This is a genomic window from Rhizobium sp. BT03, from assembly GCF_030053155.1.
Classification (GTDB): domain Bacteria; phylum Pseudomonadota; class Alphaproteobacteria; order Rhizobiales; family Rhizobiaceae; genus Rhizobium.
Genome location: NZ_CP125640.1, coordinates 4,040,592 through 4,061,466 on the forward strand (window position 1 = coordinate 4,040,592; position 20,875 = coordinate 4,061,466).

Below are 20,875 nucleotides of genomic sequence, written 5' to 3' on the forward strand. Positions count from 1 at the left end.
CTCACATGACGGATCAATCTCTTCAGCGTCGCCTCGCTGCCATCGTCGTTGCCGATGTGGTGGGATATTCACGCCTGATGGAGGCTGATGAAGTCGCAACGCTTGAAAACCTTAGGGAACTCCGTTCAGGCGTTATCGAGCCGGCCGTGATGCGCCACAACGGTCGCATCTTCAAGGTCGTGGGCGACGGCTTCCTGATCGAATTCGGTAGCGCGGTGGATGCGGTCGAAGCAGCGCTGGAAATGCAACGGGCCAACACTACTGTCGAGGCTTCCGGAGATCGACAACTACTTTTGCGTGTGGGCGTCAATCTGGGAGATGTCATTGACGATGGTCCAGACGTCCTCGGCGACGGGGTCAATGTCGCGGCGCGCTTGGAGACGCAGGCCGCGCCGGGAGGTATCTGCATTTCAGCCGGCGTTCACGGCGAGATCGTCGGCAAGATCGGCGACCGGTTCTTCGACGCAGGCGAACGCTACCTGAAGAATCTGACCCGCCCTGTCCACGTGTGGCATTGGCCCGATGCGCTGCAGAGCATATTGCCGCTGCCCGACCGTCCCTCGATCGCTGTATTGCCGTTCACGAACATGAGTGGGGATGAAGCGGACGCGCCTTTCGTCGACGGCCTGACTGAAGACCTGATCACCGACCTTTCCCGTGCGGCCGGCCTGTTCGTCATCGCGCGCAATTCCGTCTACGCCTACAAGGGCAAGCCGGTCAACGTAAAGCTGGTCGCTCAGGAACTCGGCGTCCGCTACGTTCTGGAGGGCAGCGCCAGACGCGCAATGGGCCGTGTCCGCATCAATGCCCAATTGATCGACGCGCTTGCCGGCGGGCACTTGTGGGCCGAGAGGTTCGACAGGACGGTGGAAGATGTTTTCGAATTGCAGGACGAAGTCAACGCCAAGATTGTCGAAGCCCTCGTCGGCCGGCTGACCATCCCGCCGCCGCGCAATCGGCCGAAGAGCTTCGAGGCGTACGACCTGTGTGTGCGCGCCCGCCTCCTGACGGAAGAGTCGCCGCAAACCGAGCGTGAGGCCTATATGCTGCTCCAGCGCGCGGTCAAGCTCGAGCCATCATATGCCGAGGCGCTCGGTCTGCTCGCCTATAACCGTTGGCTGGCCTGGACCCATTTCGGCGAACCCGAAGATCCCAATCGCCTGATAGCGACGACATCAGCGCAGAAGGCGGTCGAGCTGGACCCCAACGATGCCGGCTGCCGTTACGTTCTGGGGACCATTCTGGCCTACGAGCGGCGATGGGAGGAATCGGAGGCCGCCTTCGCCAAGGCCCTGGAGCTGGACCCCAACCACGCCGACACCTGGGCCGCCATGTCTGATATTTCAGTGCTGGACGGCAGGGTTGCCGACGGACTGGCGCAGATCGAGAAAGCGCTGCGGCTCAATCCCCGTCCAGCCTGCTGGTATCTTTGTCACCTTGGGCAGGCGCAATACGCCGCGCGTGACTATGAGGCCGCAGCCGCTACACTCCGCAGGGAAGACACATATCGTACCAACTCCCGCAAATTCCTGGCGGCTACGCTTGCGCAGTTGGGCCAGCGTGAGGAGGCGCGGCGGGAAGCGGAATTGTTCCTGATCGCCCACCCTCACTTCACGATCGGCCATTGGCTCAGCTCCCAGCCGCTGCGCGATGCATCTGTACGAGATCACTTCGTCGACGGCTTCCGAAAGGCTGGCCTGCCGGAGATGTGACAGCGGGTGGTGGCAATCCCGACGTGTTCTTGATCAACGGATCCGCGCTGCGCGAGAACGGCGGTCTGGATCGCAGTGCCAAGCTTCTTCAGACGCTCCACAAAACGCGTCAACCAGCCCGAGTCTCGCATGACTTTTCCGCTGGACCACCTGGCATCATGGTGGCGATGAGCCCGTAGCCCAAATGAAGACAGGATGCTTTGCGAAACATTTAAGCAGCTTCGCCGAGACATGAAGTCGACGATGCTGACTTTCGCGACCGGCGGCGCAAAGATGTCGTTACCTTGAACGAGACAATGTCTGCTTTGCCGCAGGTGCAAGGTATGCCTCAACGGCCGAAATAAGGGCGCAACGCAGCCTTATTCCTTTAACGAAAAAAGACCGCTATCGGCAGATGGCGGTCCTTCCTCTCATTTCTGCCCACATCACGCTAGCGGCTGCCGGTTTAGCGGGCCCTTGCGAAATCGGCAGTTCTTGAAATCAGCGTTCGGCGAGCGCCTGTTCGCCCTTCTTCTCGCGCACCATGTTGATGAAGCGGCGGAAGAGATAGTGGCTGTCCTGCGGGCCGGGCGAGGCCTCCGGATGGTGCTGGACGGAGAACACCTGCTTGCCGAGCACGCGCAGGCCGCAATTGGTGCCGTCGAAAAGCGAAATGTGAGTCTCTTCAACGCCATCGGGCAGCGACTTCGAGTCGACCGCGAAGCCGTGGTTCATCGAGACGATCTCGACCTTGCCTGTTGTATGATCCTTGACCGGGTGGTTGGCGCCGTGATGGCCCTGGTGCATCTTCTCGGTCTTGGCGCCGAGGGCGAGGCCGAGCATCTGATGGCCGAGGCAGATGCCGAAGACCGGGATATCGGTCTTCACAAGCGTCTTGATCACGGGCACGGCATATTCGCCGGTTGCCGCCGGATCGCCCGGGCCGTTCGACAGGAAGATGCCGTCCGGCTGCATGGCGAGCACGTCTTCGGCGCTCGTTGCGGCCGGCACGACGGTCACCTTGCAGTCGAGGCCGGCAAACAGCCGCAGGATGTTGCGCTTGACGCCGTAATCGAGGCAGACGACGTGGTACTTCGCGTCCGCTGCGGCGAGTTCCCCATACCCTTCATTCCAGACCCACGGCGTCTCGGTCCATTGCGAGGACTGGCCCGACGAGGCGATCTTGGCAAGGTCGAGACCTTCGAGGCCGCTCCAGGCCTTGGCTTCGGCCTTCAGCGCCTCGATGTCGAAGACGCCGTTCGGATCGTGGGCGATCACCGCGTTCGGGGCGCCATTCTCACGGATCCAGGCGGTCAGCGCGCGCGTATCGATGCCGCAGAGGCCGATGACGCCGCGCGCCTTCAGCCATTGGTCGAGATGCTTGGCGGCGCGGTAGTTCGAAGGCTCGGTGATGTCGGCCTTGAAGATGACGCCGACGGCGCCGTGGCGGGCGGCGGGCGTCAGATCCTCGATGTCCTCATCGTTGGTGCCGATATTGCCGATATGCGGAAAGGTGAAGGTGACGATCTGGCCGAGATAGGAAGGGTCGGTCAGGATTTCCTCGTAGCCGGTCAGCGCCGTGTTGAACACCACTTCGGCCTGGACCTTGCCGGTGGCGCCGATGCCCCTGCCTTCGATGACCGTGCCGTCGGCAAGAACGAGCAGGGCGGTCGGCTTTTCGATTGTCCAGGGTGCTGTCGCGGTCATCTTCATCCCGTTTCCGGCGGTCGGCGCGCGTTGCCGCGCTGGTCGCCATTTGATCTCGCAGGCGTGTGGACACGGCAATGCCGCGCTCTTCAGGCCTGATCACGAATTTTGGTGCAGGTGGCGGTAAATAGCCACGCAATCGCTGAGCGTCAATCTTTGTAGCGGAGATTGCCGCCGTTTTCCTGCGCGTTATCGCGGCGACCGCGCAATTTATTTGATCCGCCGCATCAGCGTGGTTTATGAAGCGGCATCAAAACAGGAGTGAAGACCATGCTGCGCGATCAACTCGCCACCCAGCTGAAAGAGGCGATGAAGGCCAAGAATGCGGAGCGGCTTTCCACCGTCCGGCTGATTCAGGCCGCGGTCAAGGATCGCGATATTGCCAACCGCGGCACCGGCAAGGAGCAGGCGACTGACGACGAGATCCTGCAGATTCTGGCCAAGATGGTGAAGCAGCGCGACGAATCGGCAAAGATCTACGAGGAGAATTCCCGGCCGGAGCTTGCCGCCAAGGAGCGCGCCGAAATCACCGTCATTCAGGATTTCATGCCGAAGCAGCTTTCGGATAGCGAAGTGCGCGCCAATGTCTCGGCGATCATCGCCGAGACCGGTGCTGCCGGCGCCAAGGACATGGGCAAGGTGATGGCGGCGCTCAAGGAGCGTTATGCCGGCCAGATGGATTTCGCCAAGGCGTCGGCGACCGTCAAGGAACTGCTGAGCTAATCCTATCTCAGACCACGCGTCTTGCCTGCGGTTCGTCTAGGACCGCAGGCCCGAGCACCGCTTCGGCTGCAGCATCGATGATGGCGAATTTCGCCGCCTGATAATTCCAATATTCGAGAATGAAGCGGCGCGACAGCCAGAAGTCGCCCTTGCGGGAGGGTTCTGTCCAGCCGACGCTTTCCATGTTTGCGGCTTGCGTCAGAAGCCGCTTCAGGTGGGTGTTGGAGATCATGAACTGTTCGCGGATTTCCCTGAGCGACAGAGGACCGACCACGACACGTTCGGCCGTGCGAGGAAATTCCGGAAGCCGCGAGATCAGGTAGTCCATCACCAGGCCGCCGGTATTTGCCCAGTTGAAGAGGTTGAAGGTGGGGCCGGGATTGCGCACCGCTTCGCTCCCGATGATCGACCTGGCGATGCGCGGCTGGATCGCTGCCATCATCGCCGAGGGGTCGGCGCTGACCTTGCCGGCGCGTTCACCGCCGTCGAGGCTGTCGAGGATCGTCAGATGGGCGACGAGCCATCGGGTGAAATGCTCCTCCGCGGTTTCCGTCGGCTCCAGATAGCGTGTGCGCTTATCGGGGCCGGGAACCGGCCGCAGAAAACGATAGGCCAGCATTTCCTGCATGAAGGCTGCGGCCGTGTTGCGGCTGGCGATGTCGTTCCTGACCGCGAAATCGATGAAGCGGCCGGAATAGAGGCCGCTCTTGCCGTCGTCGGGTTGGCCGTAGTGAAGCGCAAAGCCGGCATGGGCCATCAGCCAGCGCTGCTGTGCGGCGAAAATCGAGGCGATGCGCGGGCTCTCACGATAGATCGTGAGCATCTGATCGGCGCAATGCAGGATCGCAGCGAGAAAGCGATCGTCTGCTGCAAGAGTTTCAGCGGTAAAGGCCATGTAAAAGAGGTCCAGGAAATTCGGCGCATACTTCTTTCACGCAAGCCCCGCCTGTCAACGGTTTTGTCAATAATCGGTTAATTTCAAAAGGGAATTTGTATCAGGGGAAGCCAAAAATTTAAGAAGGCAGGAGCTGGGGGCGCTCCTGCCTTCTTGCTCTTTGCTTCCGCCGGCAAACGCAGGGCCGAGGCCCAAGCCGGAGGGTATTTGCAAAGGCACCCTTGCGAAGCGGCGCCGGGGGTAGGGATGGTGCTTCGCTCGGGGATCGCTTTGTTGAGATCGAACCTATTGCGGTGCGGCGGCTTATTCAAATTACAAAAAAATAATGATTGCCGAAAACGTCGTTTTTGGAGGCTTCGAAGCGATGGCTCGCGTGGCGTCGCCAGGATAAGGCTGGGCCATCGACGCAGGTGATAAGTATCTGTTTTAAAACGGTTTAACTTCGCTTCATCAAAGGCCAGTACTCATGCCGAGACATTTGCGATGGTTGAATTTCAACGCTTGAAAGACAATAGTGTCGCACCCTGTCGCAGGGGGCGATAACGCGTTTTTGATTGGATAACCGACGCCCCTAAGGACGGCTGCACTTGCCTGTGAATAGCGGGTTTTCGTGACAAGTTTCGTGGCATGAAGCGGCAAAGCAGCTTATATGGAGGCTGGCCAAGAGGTATAAATGCGCTTTTCCAACACTTTTCTCGATGATATTCGTGACCGCGTTCCGATTTCGAACGTGATTGCGCGCCGTGTCAGCTGGGATAAGCGCAAGACCAATGTGTCGCGCGGCGATTACTGGGCCTGCTGCCCGTTTCACGGCGAGAAATCCCCGAGCTTCCACTGCGAGGACCGGAAGGGCCGCTATCACTGCTTCGGCTGCGGCGTCACCGGTGACCACTTCCGCTTCCTCACCGAGCTTGAGGGCCTAAGCTTTCCCGAGGCGGTCCAGCAGATCGCCGATATGGCCGGCGTTCCGATGCCGCTTGCCGATCCTGTGATGGAGAAGCGCGAGAAGGAACGCGGCTCGCTGATCGACGTCATGGAAATGGCGACACAATTTTTCCAGGATCAATTGCAGACGGCGAATGGGGCGAGGGCGCGCGCCTATCTGCGCGACCGCGGGCTGACCGGGCGCACCATCGAGACCTTCCGTCTCGGCTATGCGCCTGACAGCCGCAATGCGCTGAAGGAATTCCTCGCCGGCAAGGGCGTCACCAAAGAGCAGATCGAGGCTTGCGGCCTGGTTGTTCATGAAAACGTGCCGGTGTCCTACGATCGCTTCCGCGACCGCATCATGTTCCCGATCCTCTCGTCGCGCGAAAAGGTGATCGCCTTCGGCGGCCGCGCCATGTCATCGGATGCGCCGGCGAAATATCTGAATTCCAACGAGACGGAACTCTTCCACAAGGGCAATGTCCTTTATAATTTCGCCCGCGCGCGCCGCGCTATCCAGGGGCCGGGCCGCGGCGATGCTCAGGACGAGAATGCCGGCGGCACCATCATCGCCGTCGAAGGCTATATGGACGTGATCGCGCTCTATCAGGCGGGCATTGAGAATGCGGTGGCGCCGCTCGGCACGGCGCTCACCGAAAACCAGCTCGAGCTGCTCTGGAAGATGGTGCCGCAGCCGGTGCTCTGCTTCGACGGCGACAGTGCCGGCATCCGCGCCGCCAATCGCGCCGCCGAACTGGCGCTGCCGCATCTGAAGCCCGGCCGTTCCGTCCGCTTCGCGCTTCTGCCGGATGGCAAGGACCCTGATGATCTCGTGCGCGATGAGGGCCGCGCGCCGTTCGACAAGGTGATGAGCCAGGCAAAGCCGCTTTCGGAGATGCTGTGGAGCCGGGAGATCAACACCGGCAAGTTCGACACGCCCGAGGCGCGCGCCGAGCTCGAGGCGCGGCTGAAGCAACTGGTCGCCGTCATCGCTGACGAGAATGTGCGCCGTCATTACCAACAGGACATTCGCGACCGGCTGAACGCTTTCTTCCAGCCGCAGTTCCAGAATCGCAACAATGGCGAGCGCCGCGGTTTCAGCGGCAATTCCCGGACGGGCCGCGACAATGCTGTCAAGGCAGGGCCGAAAAGCCCCAGCCTCATTTCCGACCGGCTCGCCCGCTCAGGCCCGGTGCGCGGCCACCGGGACAATACGGCGCTGCGCGAAAGCGTGCTGGCGCTCACCATCGTCAATCATCCGTCGCTGATGATCGACGATTATGACGAGATCGCCGCGATCGATTATGACAGCCGCGAGTTGAAGCAGCTCTGGTCGGCTGTGCTTGGGGCGGCGGCTGCCGTCGCCGGGCCGCATCTGACGCGCGAATATCTGACCGAGAGGCTGGAATTCGAAGGCTTCGGTCCGCTGATCAAGAGCCTCGACCAACAGGTGCGCAATGCCAGACTCTGGACGGCAACCGAGGAGGCGGCGATGGAGGATGCGCGTGAAGGTTATCGCCAGGCACTCGCCTTCCACAAACGGGCAAAGGCGCTGCGCCGGCAGAAGATGGAGCTCGAACGCGAGATTGCGCTGGCGACCGAGGCCGGCGACGGTGAGGCAATCGTTCAGCTGATGCGGGCGCAGCAGGAAGTGCATTTCGAAGGTGTGCGGCTTGAGAACCAGGAGGCGATCATCGACGGCTTCGGCGTGCTTTCCGGCCGCGTCAAAGGGGCGGCGAACCACTGATGCCGCAGACCGAACGGAACGAACCGGGCTTTTCCGCCTCCGATGCGCTGTTTTCGGCCGGCCGCGCACCGCTCGATATTCTCAAGCAGGTCTATGGCTATTCCTCCTTCCGCGGCAAGCAGCAGCAGGTGGTCGAACATGTGGTGTCAGGCGGCGATGCCGTGGTGCTCTTCCCCACAGGCGCCGGCAAATCGCTCTGCTTCCAGATCCCGGCGCTTTGCCGTGACGGTGTCGGCATCGTCGTTTCGCCGCTGATTGCGCTGATGCGCGATCAGGTGGAGGCGATGAAGCAGCTCGGGATCCGCGCCGCCGCGCTCAATTCGTCGCTGTCGCGCGAGGAATTCGTCGAGGTTCGCCGCGCGCTTTCGGCCGGCCGGCTCGATCTTCTCTACGTCACACCCGAGCGCATCCTGACCGACGGCTTCCGCGAACTGATCGCCAACGAGAAGATCGCGCTGTTTGCCATCGACGAGGCGCATTGCGTCTCGCAATGGGGCCATGATTTCCGCCCGGAATATCGCGCGCTCGGCCAGCTTGGCGAGCAATATCCCGGCGTGCCGAGGATGGCGCTGACGGCAACGGCCGATCCGCATACGCGCGACGACATCATCGAGCGGCTGGGGCTCGACGCTGCCCGGATCTTCACCACCAGCTTCGACCGTCCTAATATCGCTTACGAAATCGTCGAGCGCGACCAGCCGCGCCAGCAGCTGTTGCGCTTCCTGTCCGGCCACAAGGGAAACAGCGGCATCGTCTATTGCCTGTCGCGCGCCAAGGTCGAGGATACGGCCGACTGGCTGAACGGCCAGGGCGTGCGCGCGCTTGCCTACCATGCCGGCATGGACCGGGCGGTTCGCGACGCCAATCAGGATGCTTTCCTGAAAGAGGAAAACCTCTGCCTGGTCGCCACCGTCGCCTTCGGCATGGGCATCGACAAGCCGAACGTACGGTATGTCGCCCATCTCGACCTGCCGGGCTCCGTCGAGGCCTACTACCAGGAGACCGGGCGTGCCGGCCGCGACGGCCTGCCGTCCGAGGTCTGGATGGCCTATGGCATGGCCGATGTCATCCAGCGCGGCCGGATGATCGACGAGGGCGGCGCCGCAGCTGAGATCAAGCGGGTCGAGCGCGCCAAGCTCAACGCCTTGCTGGCGATCTGCGAGACCGCCTCCTGCCGCCGCCAGGCGATCCTGGCCCATTTCGGCGAGGCGCATGCCGGCCAATGCGGCAATTGCGACACCTGCCTGAAGCCGGTCGAGACCTGGGAGGGTACGGAAGCGGCGATCAAGGCGCTCGCCGCAATCTACCGCACCGGCGAGCGTTTCGGCGCCGGCCACGTCATCGACGTGCTTGTCGGCTACGTCAACGAAAAGACCGAGCGTTTCGGCCATGTCGATATGCCGGTTTTCGGCGTCGGCAAGGATATTGCCTCGCGCACCTGGCAATCCGTCTACCGCCAGCTGCTTGCCATGGGGTTGGTCCGGGTCGATCATGAGGCTTACGGGGCGCTGAAGCTGGAGCCGGAGGCGCGCGCCGTCTTCAAGCACGAGCGGCAGGTGTTCTTCCGCAAGGACCGTCCGGCCTCCGAACGGCGCACGAAGAAGGCGGAGCGCAGCGAGCGCAAGTCGGGACTGTCGGGCGCCGACGGCGCTCTGTTCGAAGCGCTGCGGGCCGAACGCATGGCGATCGCCAAATCGCTCGGCGTGCCGCCCTATGTCGTCTTTCCCGATACGACGCTGATCGCCTTTGCCACGGAGAAGCCGAGGAGCCGCAAGGAGCTGCTTGCCATATCGGGCGTCGGGCAGGCGAAGCTCGAGCGTTATGGCGATGCGTTCCTGGAGATCATCCTGGCCCAGGACGGCTGAATGGGCCGGCCGATGTCCTCGGTCCAGCGCTGAACAAGACAAGCCGATGGCGATATGCTAACCCGGAAGCTATAAAAAACATCAGGAAGGGCCGCCCATGACCTCGCCATTTCTCTCCCATCTCAGGACCGAAATTTCGGCGCTGAAGGATGCCGGCCTCTATAAATCCGAGCGTATCATCAGTTCCAAGCAGGCAGGCGAAATTGCCATTTCGACCGGCGAGCGGGTGCTGAATTTCTGCGCCAACAACTATCTCGGCCTTGCCGACAACGAGGAACTGGCCGAGGCCGGCAAACAGGCGCTCGACCGCTACGGCTACGGCATGGCCTCGGTGCGCTTCATCTGCGGCACCCAGGAAGAGCACAAGCAGCTCGAGGCTCGTATCTCCTCCTTCCTCGGCATGGAAGACACGATCCTCTATTCCTCCTGCTTCGATGCCAATGGCGGCCTGTTCGAAACGCTGCTCTCCGAAGAAGATGCGATCATCTCGGATGCGCTGAACCACGCCTCGATCATTGACGGCGTCAGGCTGTCCAAGGCCAAACGCTTCCGCTACGCCAACAACGACATGGCGGCGCTCGACGAGGAATTGAAGAAGGCCGAAGGCAGCCGCTTCAAGCTGATCGCCACCGACGGCGTCTTCTCGATGGACGGCATCATCGCCAATTTGGGCGGCGTCTGCGATCTCGCCGAGAAATACGGCGCCATGGTCATGGTCGATGACAGCCATGCGGTCGGTTTCGTCGGCAGGAACGGCCGCGGCTCACCCGAACATTGCGGTGTCGAGGGCCGGATCGACATCATCACCGGCACCCTCGGCAAGGCGCTCGGCGGCGCCTCGGGCGGTTATACATCGGCGAAAGCCGAGGTCGTCGAATGGCTGCGGCAGCGCTCGCGGCCCTATCTGTTCTCGAATACCCTGGCACCTGTTATCGCCGCTGCCTCGCTTAAAGTCTTCGACCTCATCGAAAACGGTGATGCTTTGCGCAAGCGCCTGTCCGACAATGCCGATCTCTTTCGCAGCGAGATGACCAAACTCGGCTTCACCCTTGCCGGCGAAGGCCATCCGATCATTCCTGTCATGCTGGGGGATGCCAAGCTCGCCCAGGACATGGCCGGGTTGATGCTGAAGAAGGGGATCTATGTGATCGGCTTCTCCTTCCCGGTCGTGCCGAAAGGCCAGGCCCGTATCCGCACGCAGATGTCGGCGGCGCATTCGCGTCAGGATGTCGAGCGGGCGATTGCGGCTTTTGCCGAGGCAGGGCGGGAATTGGGTGTGATTTGAGAATGGGGCTGCCCCTCACCCTAACCCTCTCCCCGTAAACGGGGCGAGGGGACGTGCCAAACGCGGCGTCGAGGGTTGGCGAAGCCGGTGCGGCATATCCCCTTCTCCCCGCGGGCGGGGAGAAGGTGCCGGCAGGCGGATGAGGGGCCGAGACAGGCACTGACCAAGGGATACAGATATGTCGAACATGATGAAGGCACTGGTCAAATCGAAAGCAGAAGTCGGGCTCTGGATGGAGAATGTGCCGGTGCCGGAGGTCGGGCCGAACGACGTGCTGATCCGGGTGAGGAAATCGGCGATCTGCGGCACCGACGTGCATATCTGGAACTGGGACCAGTGGGCGCAGAAGACCATTCCGGTGCCGATGGTCGTCGGCCATGAATTCTCGGGCGAGATCGCCGAGATCGGTTCGGCGGTCACCCGCTATCATGTCGGCGAGCGGGTTTCCGGCGAGGGCCATATCGTCTGCGGCAAGTGCCGCAACTGCCGGGCGGGCAGGGGGCATCTCTGCCGCAACACGCTCGGCGTCGGCGTCAACCGGCCGGGCTCGTTCGGCGAGTTCGTCTGCATCCCCGAAAGCAATGTCGTGGCGATCCCGGAGGATATTTCCGATGAGATCGCCGCGATCTTCGATCCGTTCGGCAATGCGGTGCATACCGCACTTTCCTTCGATCTCGTCGGCGAGGACGTGCTGGTCACCGGCGCCGGGCCGATCGGCATCATGGGGGCGCTCGTCGCCAAACGGTCCGGCGCCCGCAAGGTCGTCATCACCGATATCAATCCGCACCGGCTGGCGCTGGCGCGCAAGCTCGGCATCGACCACGTCGTCGACGCTTCGCGGGAAAATCTTGCCGACGTGATGAAAACGATCGGCATGACGGAGGGTTTCGACGTCGGGCTGGAAATGTCGGGGGCCGCACCCGCCTTCCGCGACATGATCGACAAGATGAACAATGGCGGCAAGATCGCCATTCTCGGCATCGCGCCGGCCGGTTTCGAGATCGACTGGAACAAGGTGATCTTCAAGATGCTCAATCTCAAGGGCATCTATGGCCGCGAGATGTTCGAGACCTGGTACAAAATGATCGCCTTCGTCCAGGGCGGCCTTGACCTTGCGCCGATCATCACTCATCGCATCGGCATCGACGATTTCCGCGACGGCTTCGAGGCGATGCGCTCGGGCAACTCCGGCAAGGTCGTGATGGATTGGATGTGAGGAGGAAGACATGCTTTATGAAGGAAGCTGCCATTGCGGCAAGGTCGCTTTCGAGGTCGAAGGCGAATTCACCGAGGCGCTGGACTGCAACTGTTCGCTCTGCCGCCGGCGGGGCGGGCTTCTGGCCTTCGTGTCGCGCGACAAGCTGGTGCTGAAGACGCCCGAAGAGGATCTCTCGACCTATACTTTCAACCGGCATGTCATCCGGCATCATTTCTGCGCCAAGTGCGGCATCGCGCCGTTCGGCGAAGGCGTAGCCCCGAATGGCTCGGCGATGGCGTCGGTCAATCTGCGCTGCATTCCCGCGGTCGATCTCGGCGCGTTGAAGGTGACGGCCTATGATGGCGAGGCAAAGTAGCCAATATTCGTGCTGATAAAGGCGAATAGAGCAACGATAGGTTTGTAAAAATGCCGCGAACAACGGGCGTTACGGGCAAAATCTTTGCTGCCCTTGTCTTTTGTTCGCCGCATCTTAAATAAGGCTTCGCAATCGCTGCCGCGGTTCAAAGCCTGTGGATAAGGCTTTTTCCGAGCTTTCGTGAGCTTTTTTGGTAGAAAAGCTTGACGAGAACAAAAAATGTGGGAATCACCGTTCGACTTGTTGAAACGGTGAACTGGGTCAAGGCGGATCGCGCAACCATGGCCGGAAATCCAAAAGCAAAAAAGCTTTGCTGTCCGGTGCCGGCGATCGTGGTTAATCAGGCTTTAAATGTCATCCCGTTAGGTGGGCAAAGGTGATTCGAGGGCGGCGCGAGCGACGCGTCAGGCCCTGAGACGGCCCATTCACCGTAGCGAGATTGGATAGCGTCAGGAAGGCGACGATATAAATGGCAACCAAGGTCAAAGAGAACGAAGACGCGGAAGTCGAACGCGACGGCGCAAGCGACGGCCCTCTTCTCGATCTTTCCGACGACGCGGTCAAGAAGATGATCAAGGCCGCCAAGAAGCGCGGCTATGTGACGATGGACGAGCTCAATGCGGTCCTGCCGTCCGAAGAAGTGACGTCCGAGCAGATCGAAGACACGATGTCGATGCTCTCGGACATGGGCATCAATGTCATCGAAGATGAAGAAGCCGAGGAAGCCGGTGCATCCGGCGGCGGCGATGACGACGACGCCGGCGGCGACGAGGAGAGCGAGGGCGGCGAGCTCGCGCCGTCGAGCGGCACAGCGCTCGCAACCGCCAAGAAGAAAGAACCGACCGACCGTACCGATGACCCGGTGCGCATGTATCTGCGCGAGATGGGCTCGGTGGAGCTGCTTTCCCGCGAGGGCGAAATCGCCATCGCCAAGCGCATCGAGGCCGGCCGCGAAACGATGATCGCAGGCCTCTGCGAGAGCCCGCTGACCTTCCAGGCGATCATCATCTGGCGCGACGAACTCAACGAAGGCACGACGCTGCTGCGCGAGATCATCGATCTCGAAACCACCTATTCCGGCCCCGAAGCCAAGGCTGCGCCGCAGTTCCAGAGCCCCGAGAAGATCGAGGCCGACCGCAAGGCCGCCGAGGAAAAGGAAAAGACCCGCCGCGCCCGCTCCGGCGACGACGACATCACCGATGTCGGCGGCGAGGGCCTGCCTCCCGAGGAGGAGGAAGAGGACGAGGACGAATCCAACCTTTCGCTGGCGGCGATGGAAGCCGAGCTTCGGCCGCAGGTGATGGAGACGCTGGATACGATCGCCGAGACCTACAAGAAGCTGCGCAAGCTGCAGGACCAGCAGGTCGAGCAGCGCCTGTCGGCATCCGGCACGCTGTCTTCAGCCCAGGAGCGCCGCTACAAGGAGCTCAAGGACGAGCTGATCAAGGCCGTCAAGTCTCTGTCGCTCAACCAGAACCGCATCGACGCCCTGGTCGAGCAGCTTTACGACATCAACAAGCGCCTCGTTTCCAACGAAGGCCGCCTGCTGCGTCTGGCCGAATCCTACGGCGTCAAGCGCGACAGCTTCCTGGAACAGTATCAGGGCGCCGAACTCGATCCGAACTGGATGAAGTCGATCGGCAATCTGGCCGCCCGCGGCTGGAAGGAATTTGCCCGCGGCGAAAACACGACGATCCGCGACATCCGCCAGGAAATCCAGAATCTGGCGACGGAGACCGGCATTTCGATTTCGGAATTCCGCCGCATCGTGCACATGGTGCAGAAGGGCGAGCGGGAAGCGCGCATCGCCAAGAAGGAGATGGTCGAAGCGAACCTTCGCCTCGTCATCTCGATCGCCAAGAAGTACACGAACCGCGGCCTGCAGTTCCTCGACCTCATTCAGGAAGGCAATATCGGCCTGATGAAGGCGGTCGACAAGTTCGAATACCGCCGCGGCTACAAGTTCTCGACCTATGCGACCTGGTGGATCCGTCAGGCGATCACCCGTTCGATCGCCGACCAGGCCCGCACGATCCGCATTCCGGTGCACATGATCGAGACGATCAACAAGATCGTCCGCACCTCGCGCCAGATGCTGCACGAGATCGGCCGCGAGCCGACGCCTGAGGAACTGGCCGAAAAGCTCGCAATGCCGCTCGAAAAGGTCCGCAAGGTCTTGAAGATTGCCAAGGAGCCGATCTCGCTCGAAACCCCTGTTGGTGACGAAGAGGATTCACATCTCGGCGATTTCATCGAGGACAAGAACGCGCTGCTGCCGATCGACGCCGCCATCCAGGCGAACCTGCGCGAGACGACGACCCGGGTTCTCGCCTCGCTGACGCCGCGCGAGGAACGTGTGCTGCGCATGCGCTTCGGCATCGGCATGAACACCGACCATACGCTCGAAGAGGTCGGCCAGCAGTTCTCGGTCACCCGCGAACGTATCCGCCAGATCGAGGCGAAGGCGCTGCGCAAGCTGAAGCATCCGAGCCGCTCGAGGAAGCTGCGCTCGTTCCTCGACAGCTGAGGCTTCGATGCCGTTCTGATTGGAAAAGCCGGGCCCTGTGCCCGGCTTTTGCTTTGATGATTAACACCAATGATCGCGGCGGCTTTCTTGTCCCTCCCCGGTGACAAGGCTATAATCCCGGCCCACGGGGGAAGGGATCGATCGCGACGCGCGAGCGAGGTCGATATGTACCTGTCGGCCGATCCTCCGTCAGGAGGTGCGACATGACCACTTACATCCTTTTGATCGATTGGACGGATCAGGGCATCCGCAATGTTCGCGACTCGGCAAAGAGGCTGGACGCGGCGAAGAAATTGCTCGCCGGCGTCGGTGGCTCTTTCAACCAGTTCTTTCTGACGATGGGCGGGCATGACATGGTTGCCGTCTGCGAGGCGCCCGATGACGCGGTGATGGCGCATTTTACGCTGTCGCTTGCCATGGCGGGGAATGTCCGTACCGAGACGCTGAAGGCCTTTCCTGAGGCTGCCTATCGGGATCTCATCGGTTCGCTCGGCTGAGTGCAATTACAGATTGTGTATTTTATCTGTTGCATGGCTTCGGCCGTGCTGGCAGTGTCGCACCGTGCTTCAATTTCCGCGGCAGGGCTCCCGGCCCGATTTTTCGGCAAGCTTCATGATGAAAGCGCTCCCCAGTTTCACGATCGCCGCCGATCGTCCGGCCGCTGCTTCCTGACCGATGGAACTGGCGGCGGGCAAATGGGACGATGGGATCCAGCGGGGCGCGGCGGCGTCCTTCGCTTTGCATGCCGCGGCGATCCTGGCTCTCCTGCTGCTGTTGCCGAAGGCCGAGCCGCCGCTGCCATTGCCCGATGACGGTCTCTCGGTGGAGATTGTTCCGCAGCCGGTGGGGCCACCGACAATGCCCGAGCCGGTCAGGACGGCATCGCCGGAGCCGGCAAAGTCCGAAGCCGCAGCGCCTCCAGCCCAAAGGCCGGTTGTCAACAATCCGCCTGCTGCGGCAATGCCGTCGGTGACGCCGATCGCGCCGCCGGCGCCGAAGCCCGCTGAATTCGTCATGGCAAGCCGGCTGTTTTCCGACAAGGTGCTGGCCGATCCGCGCAGCCGGCGCGCCCGCGAAGCGCTGCGCGGCCTTGCCGGCAGCGAGCGCAGTCTGCAGCTTTGCGACCTCGAGGCGCTGGAGCAGGTCCGCCGCGCGCGGCCGGATATGCGGCCCGATCTGCTCGCCCCCTATGCCATGGCGCCGGAGAAAATCAGCGGCAACAGCGTCGAGGTGAGGGGCGGCGCGTTGCGCAGCAACAGGGCATGGTACAACATCCAGTTCAAATGCGGGCTCGATGCCGGCTCCGGTAAGATCACCTCCTTCGCCTTTCTCGTCGGCGATGCCATTCCGCAGGCTGAATGGCAGGCGCATGACCTGGTGGCCGATGACGGGGCCGCCGACCAATGACGCTTATCGCTGCCGCGATCACGCAGTTTTTTTCCTTTGTGGCTTGATGCTGCCGGTTTTAAAGGCCACATCGCTGCTGTGACAGAAGAAGACGTGGCACCGGCGGAAACGCAGCACGAAACGGGAAAACAGCGGCCTGAAATCCGCTGGGGCATCGGTGTGTCCGTACTTCTGCATGTCCCCCTTGTCGCGCTTCTGATCTTCGGGCTGCCGAAAATTGAGCCGAAGCCTGCCGAAGACGAGAGCGTAAAGGTCGAACTCGTTCCGCCGCCGGAGGAGAAGAAGCCGGAGGAAAAGCCCAAGGAAAAGCCGCCGGAGCCGAAGCCGCCGGAACAGGCGAAGAAGCAACCACCGCCGCCTCCGCCACCTCCACCACCGGCGGCTAAGAAGGCTCCCGCGCAAGCGAAGCCGATGCCGACCCTGCGCCCGGTCATTGAGTTTGGCGATAAGAATAGCGGCCCCGAAAAATCGCTGACCGGAAATTCTTCGCAAGGTGAAGCCAAACCTGCGACAACCCCGCCGCAGCAGGAGTCCGAAACGGCGGAGGTGCCGGCAAAGGCGGCGGCCGATAAACCTAAAACTGAGGAGCCTCCATCAAAACCCCTGCCAGATGACGTGAAGCTTCCTGAGGTTGCGACGGCGGACGTTTCGCCGGAGCGTAATGGGCCGCCGACAGACGTGTCTGGCGAAACCAATACGACGATCGAGCAGGCCAAACCGCCTGAAGAAAAGACCGCTGAGACGCCTAAAACGGTTGCTAAAAACAGCGATCTACCCAAGGCAAAAACGCTGTTTTCACAGACGGACGATGGCAGTTCGTTTGCACAAACTGCGATCAATGGCCTTCCACGTAAAAATCGAGTGGCCACGCTTTGCGCCACCGAGCTTCAGGCCCAACTTGTTCACGGTTCGCCGCGTTATTTCCCGATCTCATTGCCCAGTTTTGGATTGCGAGCCGGCAGCATTCTGAACGTCGACGATGCGGCCTTTAGCACAGCCAAAGGCTGGTACCACGTTCGTTTCCGGTGCGAGTTGGATGAGGGAGCGTCGAAAGTCGTGTCGTTTGCCCACGAAGTCGGCGGGTTGATCCCTCGCAGTCAGTATGCGAAATACGATATTCGTGACTAGTCCTCGCGATGGGATTGCGTCTCACCGGCAACCAGCCACACGCAAGGAACCGCATCTAGCCTCTCCTCATGGCCGTGATGTTACGGTGAAGAGAGGACAATGATATGTCGAGCGAGATCGAGCATTTTCTTGAGCGTCAGGATGAAGCGGTGAGCGCGCTGTTCCTGGAACACAAGGGCGACGAGCTGACCGATATTCTGGTGGCGGCTCTGGAAGAGGCGTTCGAAATCCTTCTCGAAGCTGCACCCGCCGAAACCGTTCATTGAGGTGGAGGCGTGCGGTATGCCGCATAACTTCCTGTAATCGGAATACGTTTCCCCGCCGGCGGAACGAGGCGCCCAGATGTCCCAGCAGGATCAACCGCTTCCGGCGCGTACACTTGATGCGCGTCTTGCCAATTACCGGTTCGAACGCGACGCGCTCGGCCGTTCGGCCGCGAGCGTCTTCCGGCTGGAAGCGGGCGGATTGCCGACGCTTTATCTGAAGGTGGAGGAGGCGGGGCCGTTCGGCGAGCTTGCCGACGAAGCAGCGAGGCTTGACTGGCTCAAAGGCTCCGGTCTGCCCTGTCCCGAGGTCATCGCGCGGGAAAGCGACGGCGGGCGCAACCGGCTGCTGATCAGCGCCCTGCCAGGCGCCGATCTCGCCAGCGCGTCGATGCTGACGCCGCTTGTGCGGGTGGAATTGCTGGCCGCGGCGCTTCTCGATCTGCATCGCCTGCCGATCGCATCCTGCCCCTTCGATCACCGGCTGGAAAACCGCATTGCGGCGGCCAAAGCGCGGATGCAGGCCGGCATCGTCGACGAGACCGATTTCGACGAGACGCGGCTTGGGAAAAGTGCCGAGACGCTGTTTGCCGAACTCGAAAGCAGAAGGCCGGGCCGCGAGGATCTCGTCGTCACCCATGGCGATGCCTGCCTGCCGAATTTCATCGCCTCGGCAGAAGGGTTCTCCGGCTATATCGATTGCAGCCGGCTTGGCGTCGCCGATCGCTATCAGGATATCGCGCTCGCCTGCCGCAGCATCGCCCACAATTTCGGCGAGACGCTGGTGCAGCCCTTCCTCGATCGTTGCGGGCTGACGATGCCGGATCCGGCTAGGCTCCATTATTTCCAGTTGCTCGACGAGTTCTTCTAGCCATTGCTCCATCCGGCTGGCACAGTGGCCGCAATCGAACCTGCGGACAGACGATGGCGAAGAACCAGTTCAGGATGCTGCGCTCGGCGCTGGCGGGCGTCGAAGCAGTGGAAGCGGAAACACATCACAGTTTTTCCAGGCACACGCATGAGCAGTTCGGCATCGGCCTCGTCTCATCAGGGGCGCAGAAATCGCTGAGCGGCCGCGGCATGGTGGAGGCTGCGGCCGGCGATATCATCACGGTCAATCCGAACGAGGTGCATGACGGTGCGCCGATCGGCCAGCGGCGGTCGTGGCGCATTCTCTATTTCGATCCCGAGATCGTCGCCGGCCTGTCGCGAGAGATCGGCGACGGCGGGGCAGGGCGATCGGAAATCCCGCATCCCGTCATCCGCAATAGGGCGATCGCCGCCCGCTTCGAGGCGCTGTTTCGTGCGGTCACCGGTGGGGCGGCCGATCCGCTGCTGCGCGAGCAACTGCTTCTGCAGCTCTTCGCCGATGTCATGTGCGAACGCGGCGGCAGCGAGCGGCCGCCGGTGCCGGCGTCGATCCGCGCGGCCCGGGATCTGATCGACGACGATCCGCTTGCCGCCGTCTCGCTCGCCGATCTCTCCAGGGAAAGCGGGCTCAGCCGCTTCCAGGTGCTGCGCGGCTTTGCCAAGGCGACGGGATTGACGCCGCATGCCTATCTCGTCCAGGCCCGCATCCATATCGCACGGCGGCTGATTGCTCAGGGAACGCCGCTTGCCGAAGCCGCCTTCGCCAGCGGCTTTGCCGACCAGAGCCACATGACCCGCGTCTTCGTCCGCAAATACGGTCTCTCGCCCAGACTCTATGCCGGCGCCTTTCTCTGATCGGTGTCGGTCGCTTCGTCACCGGAGCGGAGTACCGATCCGTGACCAGGCCAGCCACCCGCCCTCGTCCTTCGAGGCTCCGGCCTGCGGCCTGCACACCTCAGGATGAGGGCTGATCGTGGGTGCCGTGCTTCTGATAAGCGGGCGAAATGGCTGCTCCTCACCTTCATCGAAAACAGGAGAGGATTTGGGCTCGACGCCCAAGAGAGCCTCATCCTGAGGTGCCCCGCAGGGGCCTCGAAGGACGGGGCGGGTGCGCTGGGCGGTTGATGGATGCAAGGCGCAGCGCCGAGCGTGTCCTTCGAGGCTCCGGCCTTTGGCCTGCGCGCCTCAGGATGAGGGAGATTGGAGGATGCCGCACCCTCTCTCCGGCATCCTCCTTGTGCCCCGCAGCCGTGAGAGCCGACCCACCCGCCGCGCTTCGGTTCTTTGTTTATACCCTGCAATTTCGTTCAAGACCGCGAGAACTCCCTGCTGTTTTCTCGGCGCGTCCAACAGGAGGCGGTGAATGTCGAGGCATGTTCAAGGGTATCTCTATCTGGCGCTGGCCATGCTGACCGTCGGAAGCACAGTCATTGCGAGCAAGCTCATCGCCTCCGGCCTGCCGCCATTTACCGCCACCGCCCTGCGCTTCGCGCTGGCTTTTCCGGTCCTCCTCGTGCTGCTGCGGGCAGGCGGCGTGCGGTTGCCGAAACTCTCCCGGCACGACCGCCTGATCCTCGCCATTCAGGCCGGCGCCGGCAGCGTCGGCTATACGACGCTGCTGATCTCCGGCCTCAGCCTGACCTCGGCGGCCGATGCCGGCGTGGTCATCGGCACGCTGCCGGTGGTGTCGGCCGCCATTTCCATTCTGCTGCTGCGCGAAAGGCCCGGGCGCGGCCTGCTTCTTGCCGTGGCGCTGGCGACGGCAGGCGTGCTTTCGATCGCCGTCACGCCGGATGCGGCCGGCGGGTCGCTCGCCGGCAATGGCCTGATCTTCGGCGCCGTCGTCTGCGAGGGGTTGTTCATCCTGCTGAACAAGAAGCTGAAGACTGACATTCCGCCGCTCGCCCAGTCGACGCTGATGGCCGGCATCGGCTTCGCCGTCGCCGTCATCCCGGCGGCTTTCGAAGCGCCACTCGCACAGCATATGCCCACAAGCGCCCTCATTGCCGTCGCCTATTATGCGCTGGTGCCGACGGTCGGCGGCTTCCTGCTTTGGTATGCCGGGGCGGCAAGGGTGAGCGGCACGGAGGCGGCGCTGTTCACTGCGGTCGCGCCGGTCTCCGCCGTCATGCTGGCTTTCCTCATCCTCGGCGAGCCGATCGGGCTCACCCAGATCGCCGGCATCGCCTGCGTGCTGGCGGCCGTGCTCGGGCTTGCCCTTGCCGGCAGCCGGGCGGCAATGAATATATCCGGAGAGAGATAGGCC

The 20,875-nt window shown here is 62.1% G+C and carries 17 protein-coding genes; 15 read left to right on the forward strand and 2 right to left on the reverse strand.

What is annotated here, in order from left to right; all coding sequences use genetic code 11:
• Window positions 1-5: 5 nt before the first annotated feature.
• Entirely contained in the window at window positions 6-1,712 is a 1,707-nt protein-coding gene (locus tag QMO80_RS19625) for an adenylate/guanylate cyclase domain-containing protein (RefSeq protein ID WP_283197986.1), read from the forward strand.
• 480 nt (window positions 1,713-2,192) lie between these two features.
• On the opposite strand, the gene carA is transcribed toward QMO80_RS19625, so the two are convergent.
• Window positions 2,193-3,398 carry a glutamine-hydrolyzing carbamoyl-phosphate synthase small subunit gene (gene carA / locus QMO80_RS19630; protein ID WP_283197987.1) on the reverse strand — a complete coding sequence of 402 codons (1,206 nt, stop codon included), beginning with the start codon at window positions 3,396-3,398 and terminating at the stop codon, window positions 2,193-2,195.
• A 270-nt stretch (window positions 3,399-3,668) separates the two neighbouring features.
• Here carA and QMO80_RS19635 point away from each other — a divergent pair, with 270 nt between their 5' ends.
• Window positions 3,669-4,121: a GatB/YqeY domain-containing protein gene (locus QMO80_RS19635; protein WP_283197988.1), complete on the forward strand. Its 453-nt coding sequence runs from the start codon at window positions 3,669-3,671 to the stop codon at window positions 4,119-4,121.
• 7 nt (window positions 4,122-4,128) lie between these two features.
• Here the strand turns inward: QMO80_RS19635 and QMO80_RS19640 are convergent, their stop codons facing one another.
• Window positions 4,129-5,016, reverse strand: coding sequence for a hypothetical protein (locus QMO80_RS19640; RefSeq protein WP_283197989.1), 888 nt, complete (start codon window positions 5,014-5,016; stop codon window positions 4,129-4,131).
• Between the two features lie 673 nt (window positions 5,017-5,689).
• On the opposite strand from QMO80_RS19640, the gene dnaG reads away from it, so the two are divergent.
• The 13 genes from dnaG (at window position 5,690) to QMO80_RS19705 (ending at window position 20,872) form a co-directional block, all read left to right on the forward strand.
• Complete coding sequence (gene dnaG, locus QMO80_RS19645) at window positions 5,690-7,690, forward strand: DNA primase (RefSeq protein ID WP_283197990.1); 2,001 nt, start codon at window positions 5,690-5,692, stop codon at window positions 7,688-7,690.
• Window positions 7,690-9,555 carry a DNA helicase RecQ gene (gene recQ / locus QMO80_RS19650; RefSeq protein WP_283197991.1) on the forward strand — a complete coding sequence of 622 codons (1,866 nt, stop codon included), beginning with the start codon at window positions 7,690-7,692 and terminating at the stop codon, window positions 9,553-9,555. Before dnaG ends, recQ begins: the two co-directional genes overlap by 1 nt.
• A gap of 97 nt (window positions 9,556-9,652) precedes the next feature.
• Window positions 9,653-10,840: a glycine C-acetyltransferase gene (locus QMO80_RS19655; RefSeq protein ID WP_283197992.1), complete on the forward strand. Its 1,188-nt coding sequence runs from the start codon at window positions 9,653-9,655 to the stop codon at window positions 10,838-10,840.
• 178 nt (window positions 10,841-11,018) lie between these two features.
• Entirely contained in the window at window positions 11,019-12,056 is a 1,038-nt protein-coding gene (gene tdh / locus QMO80_RS19660; protein ID WP_283197993.1) for an L-threonine 3-dehydrogenase, read from the forward strand.
• 10 nt (window positions 12,057-12,066) lie between these two features.
• On the forward strand, window positions 12,067-12,414 hold the full coding sequence (locus tag QMO80_RS19665) for a GFA family protein (protein ID WP_283197994.1): 348 nt from the start codon (window positions 12,067-12,069) through the stop codon (window positions 12,412-12,414).
• Between the two features lie 469 nt (window positions 12,415-12,883).
• On the forward strand, window positions 12,884-14,941 hold the full coding sequence (rpoD, locus tag QMO80_RS19670; RefSeq protein WP_088936493.1) for an RNA polymerase sigma factor RpoD: 2,058 nt from the start codon (window positions 12,884-12,886) through the stop codon (window positions 14,939-14,941).
• A 203-nt stretch (window positions 14,942-15,144) separates the two neighbouring features.
• Window positions 15,145-15,438, forward strand: coding sequence for a GYD domain-containing protein (locus QMO80_RS19675; RefSeq protein ID WP_283197995.1), 294 nt, complete (start codon window positions 15,145-15,147; stop codon window positions 15,436-15,438).
• A gap of 178 nt (window positions 15,439-15,616) precedes the next feature.
• A complete protein-coding gene (locus QMO80_RS19680; RefSeq protein ID WP_283197996.1) occupies window positions 15,617-16,348 on the forward strand; it encodes a DUF930 domain-containing protein in 732 nt (243 codons plus the stop codon).
• 36 nt (window positions 16,349-16,384) lie between these two features.
• Window positions 16,385-17,476, forward strand: coding sequence for a DUF930 domain-containing protein (locus QMO80_RS19685; RefSeq protein ID WP_283197997.1), 1,092 nt, complete (start codon window positions 16,385-16,387; stop codon window positions 17,474-17,476).
• Window positions 17,477-17,580: 104 nt separating this feature from the next.
• Window positions 17,581-17,742: a hypothetical protein gene (locus QMO80_RS19690; RefSeq protein WP_283197998.1), complete on the forward strand. Its 162-nt coding sequence runs from the start codon at window positions 17,581-17,583 to the stop codon at window positions 17,740-17,742.
• A gap of 76 nt (window positions 17,743-17,818) precedes the next feature.
• The gene (locus tag QMO80_RS19695; RefSeq protein WP_283197999.1) at window positions 17,819-18,610 is read left to right on the forward strand and encodes an APH(3') family aminoglycoside O-phosphotransferase; all 792 of its coding nucleotides are present in this window, start codon (window positions 17,819-17,821) and stop codon (window positions 18,608-18,610) included.
• Between the two features lie 53 nt (window positions 18,611-18,663).
• The gene (locus QMO80_RS19700) at window positions 18,664-19,464 is read left to right on the forward strand and encodes an AraC family transcriptional regulator (RefSeq protein WP_283198000.1); all 801 of its coding nucleotides are present in this window, start codon (window positions 18,664-18,666) and stop codon (window positions 19,462-19,464) included.
• 508 nt (window positions 19,465-19,972) lie between these two features.
• A complete protein-coding gene (locus tag QMO80_RS19705; protein WP_283198001.1) occupies window positions 19,973-20,872 on the forward strand; it encodes a DMT family transporter in 900 nt (299 codons plus the stop codon).
• Window positions 20,873-20,875: the final 3 nt, after the last annotated feature.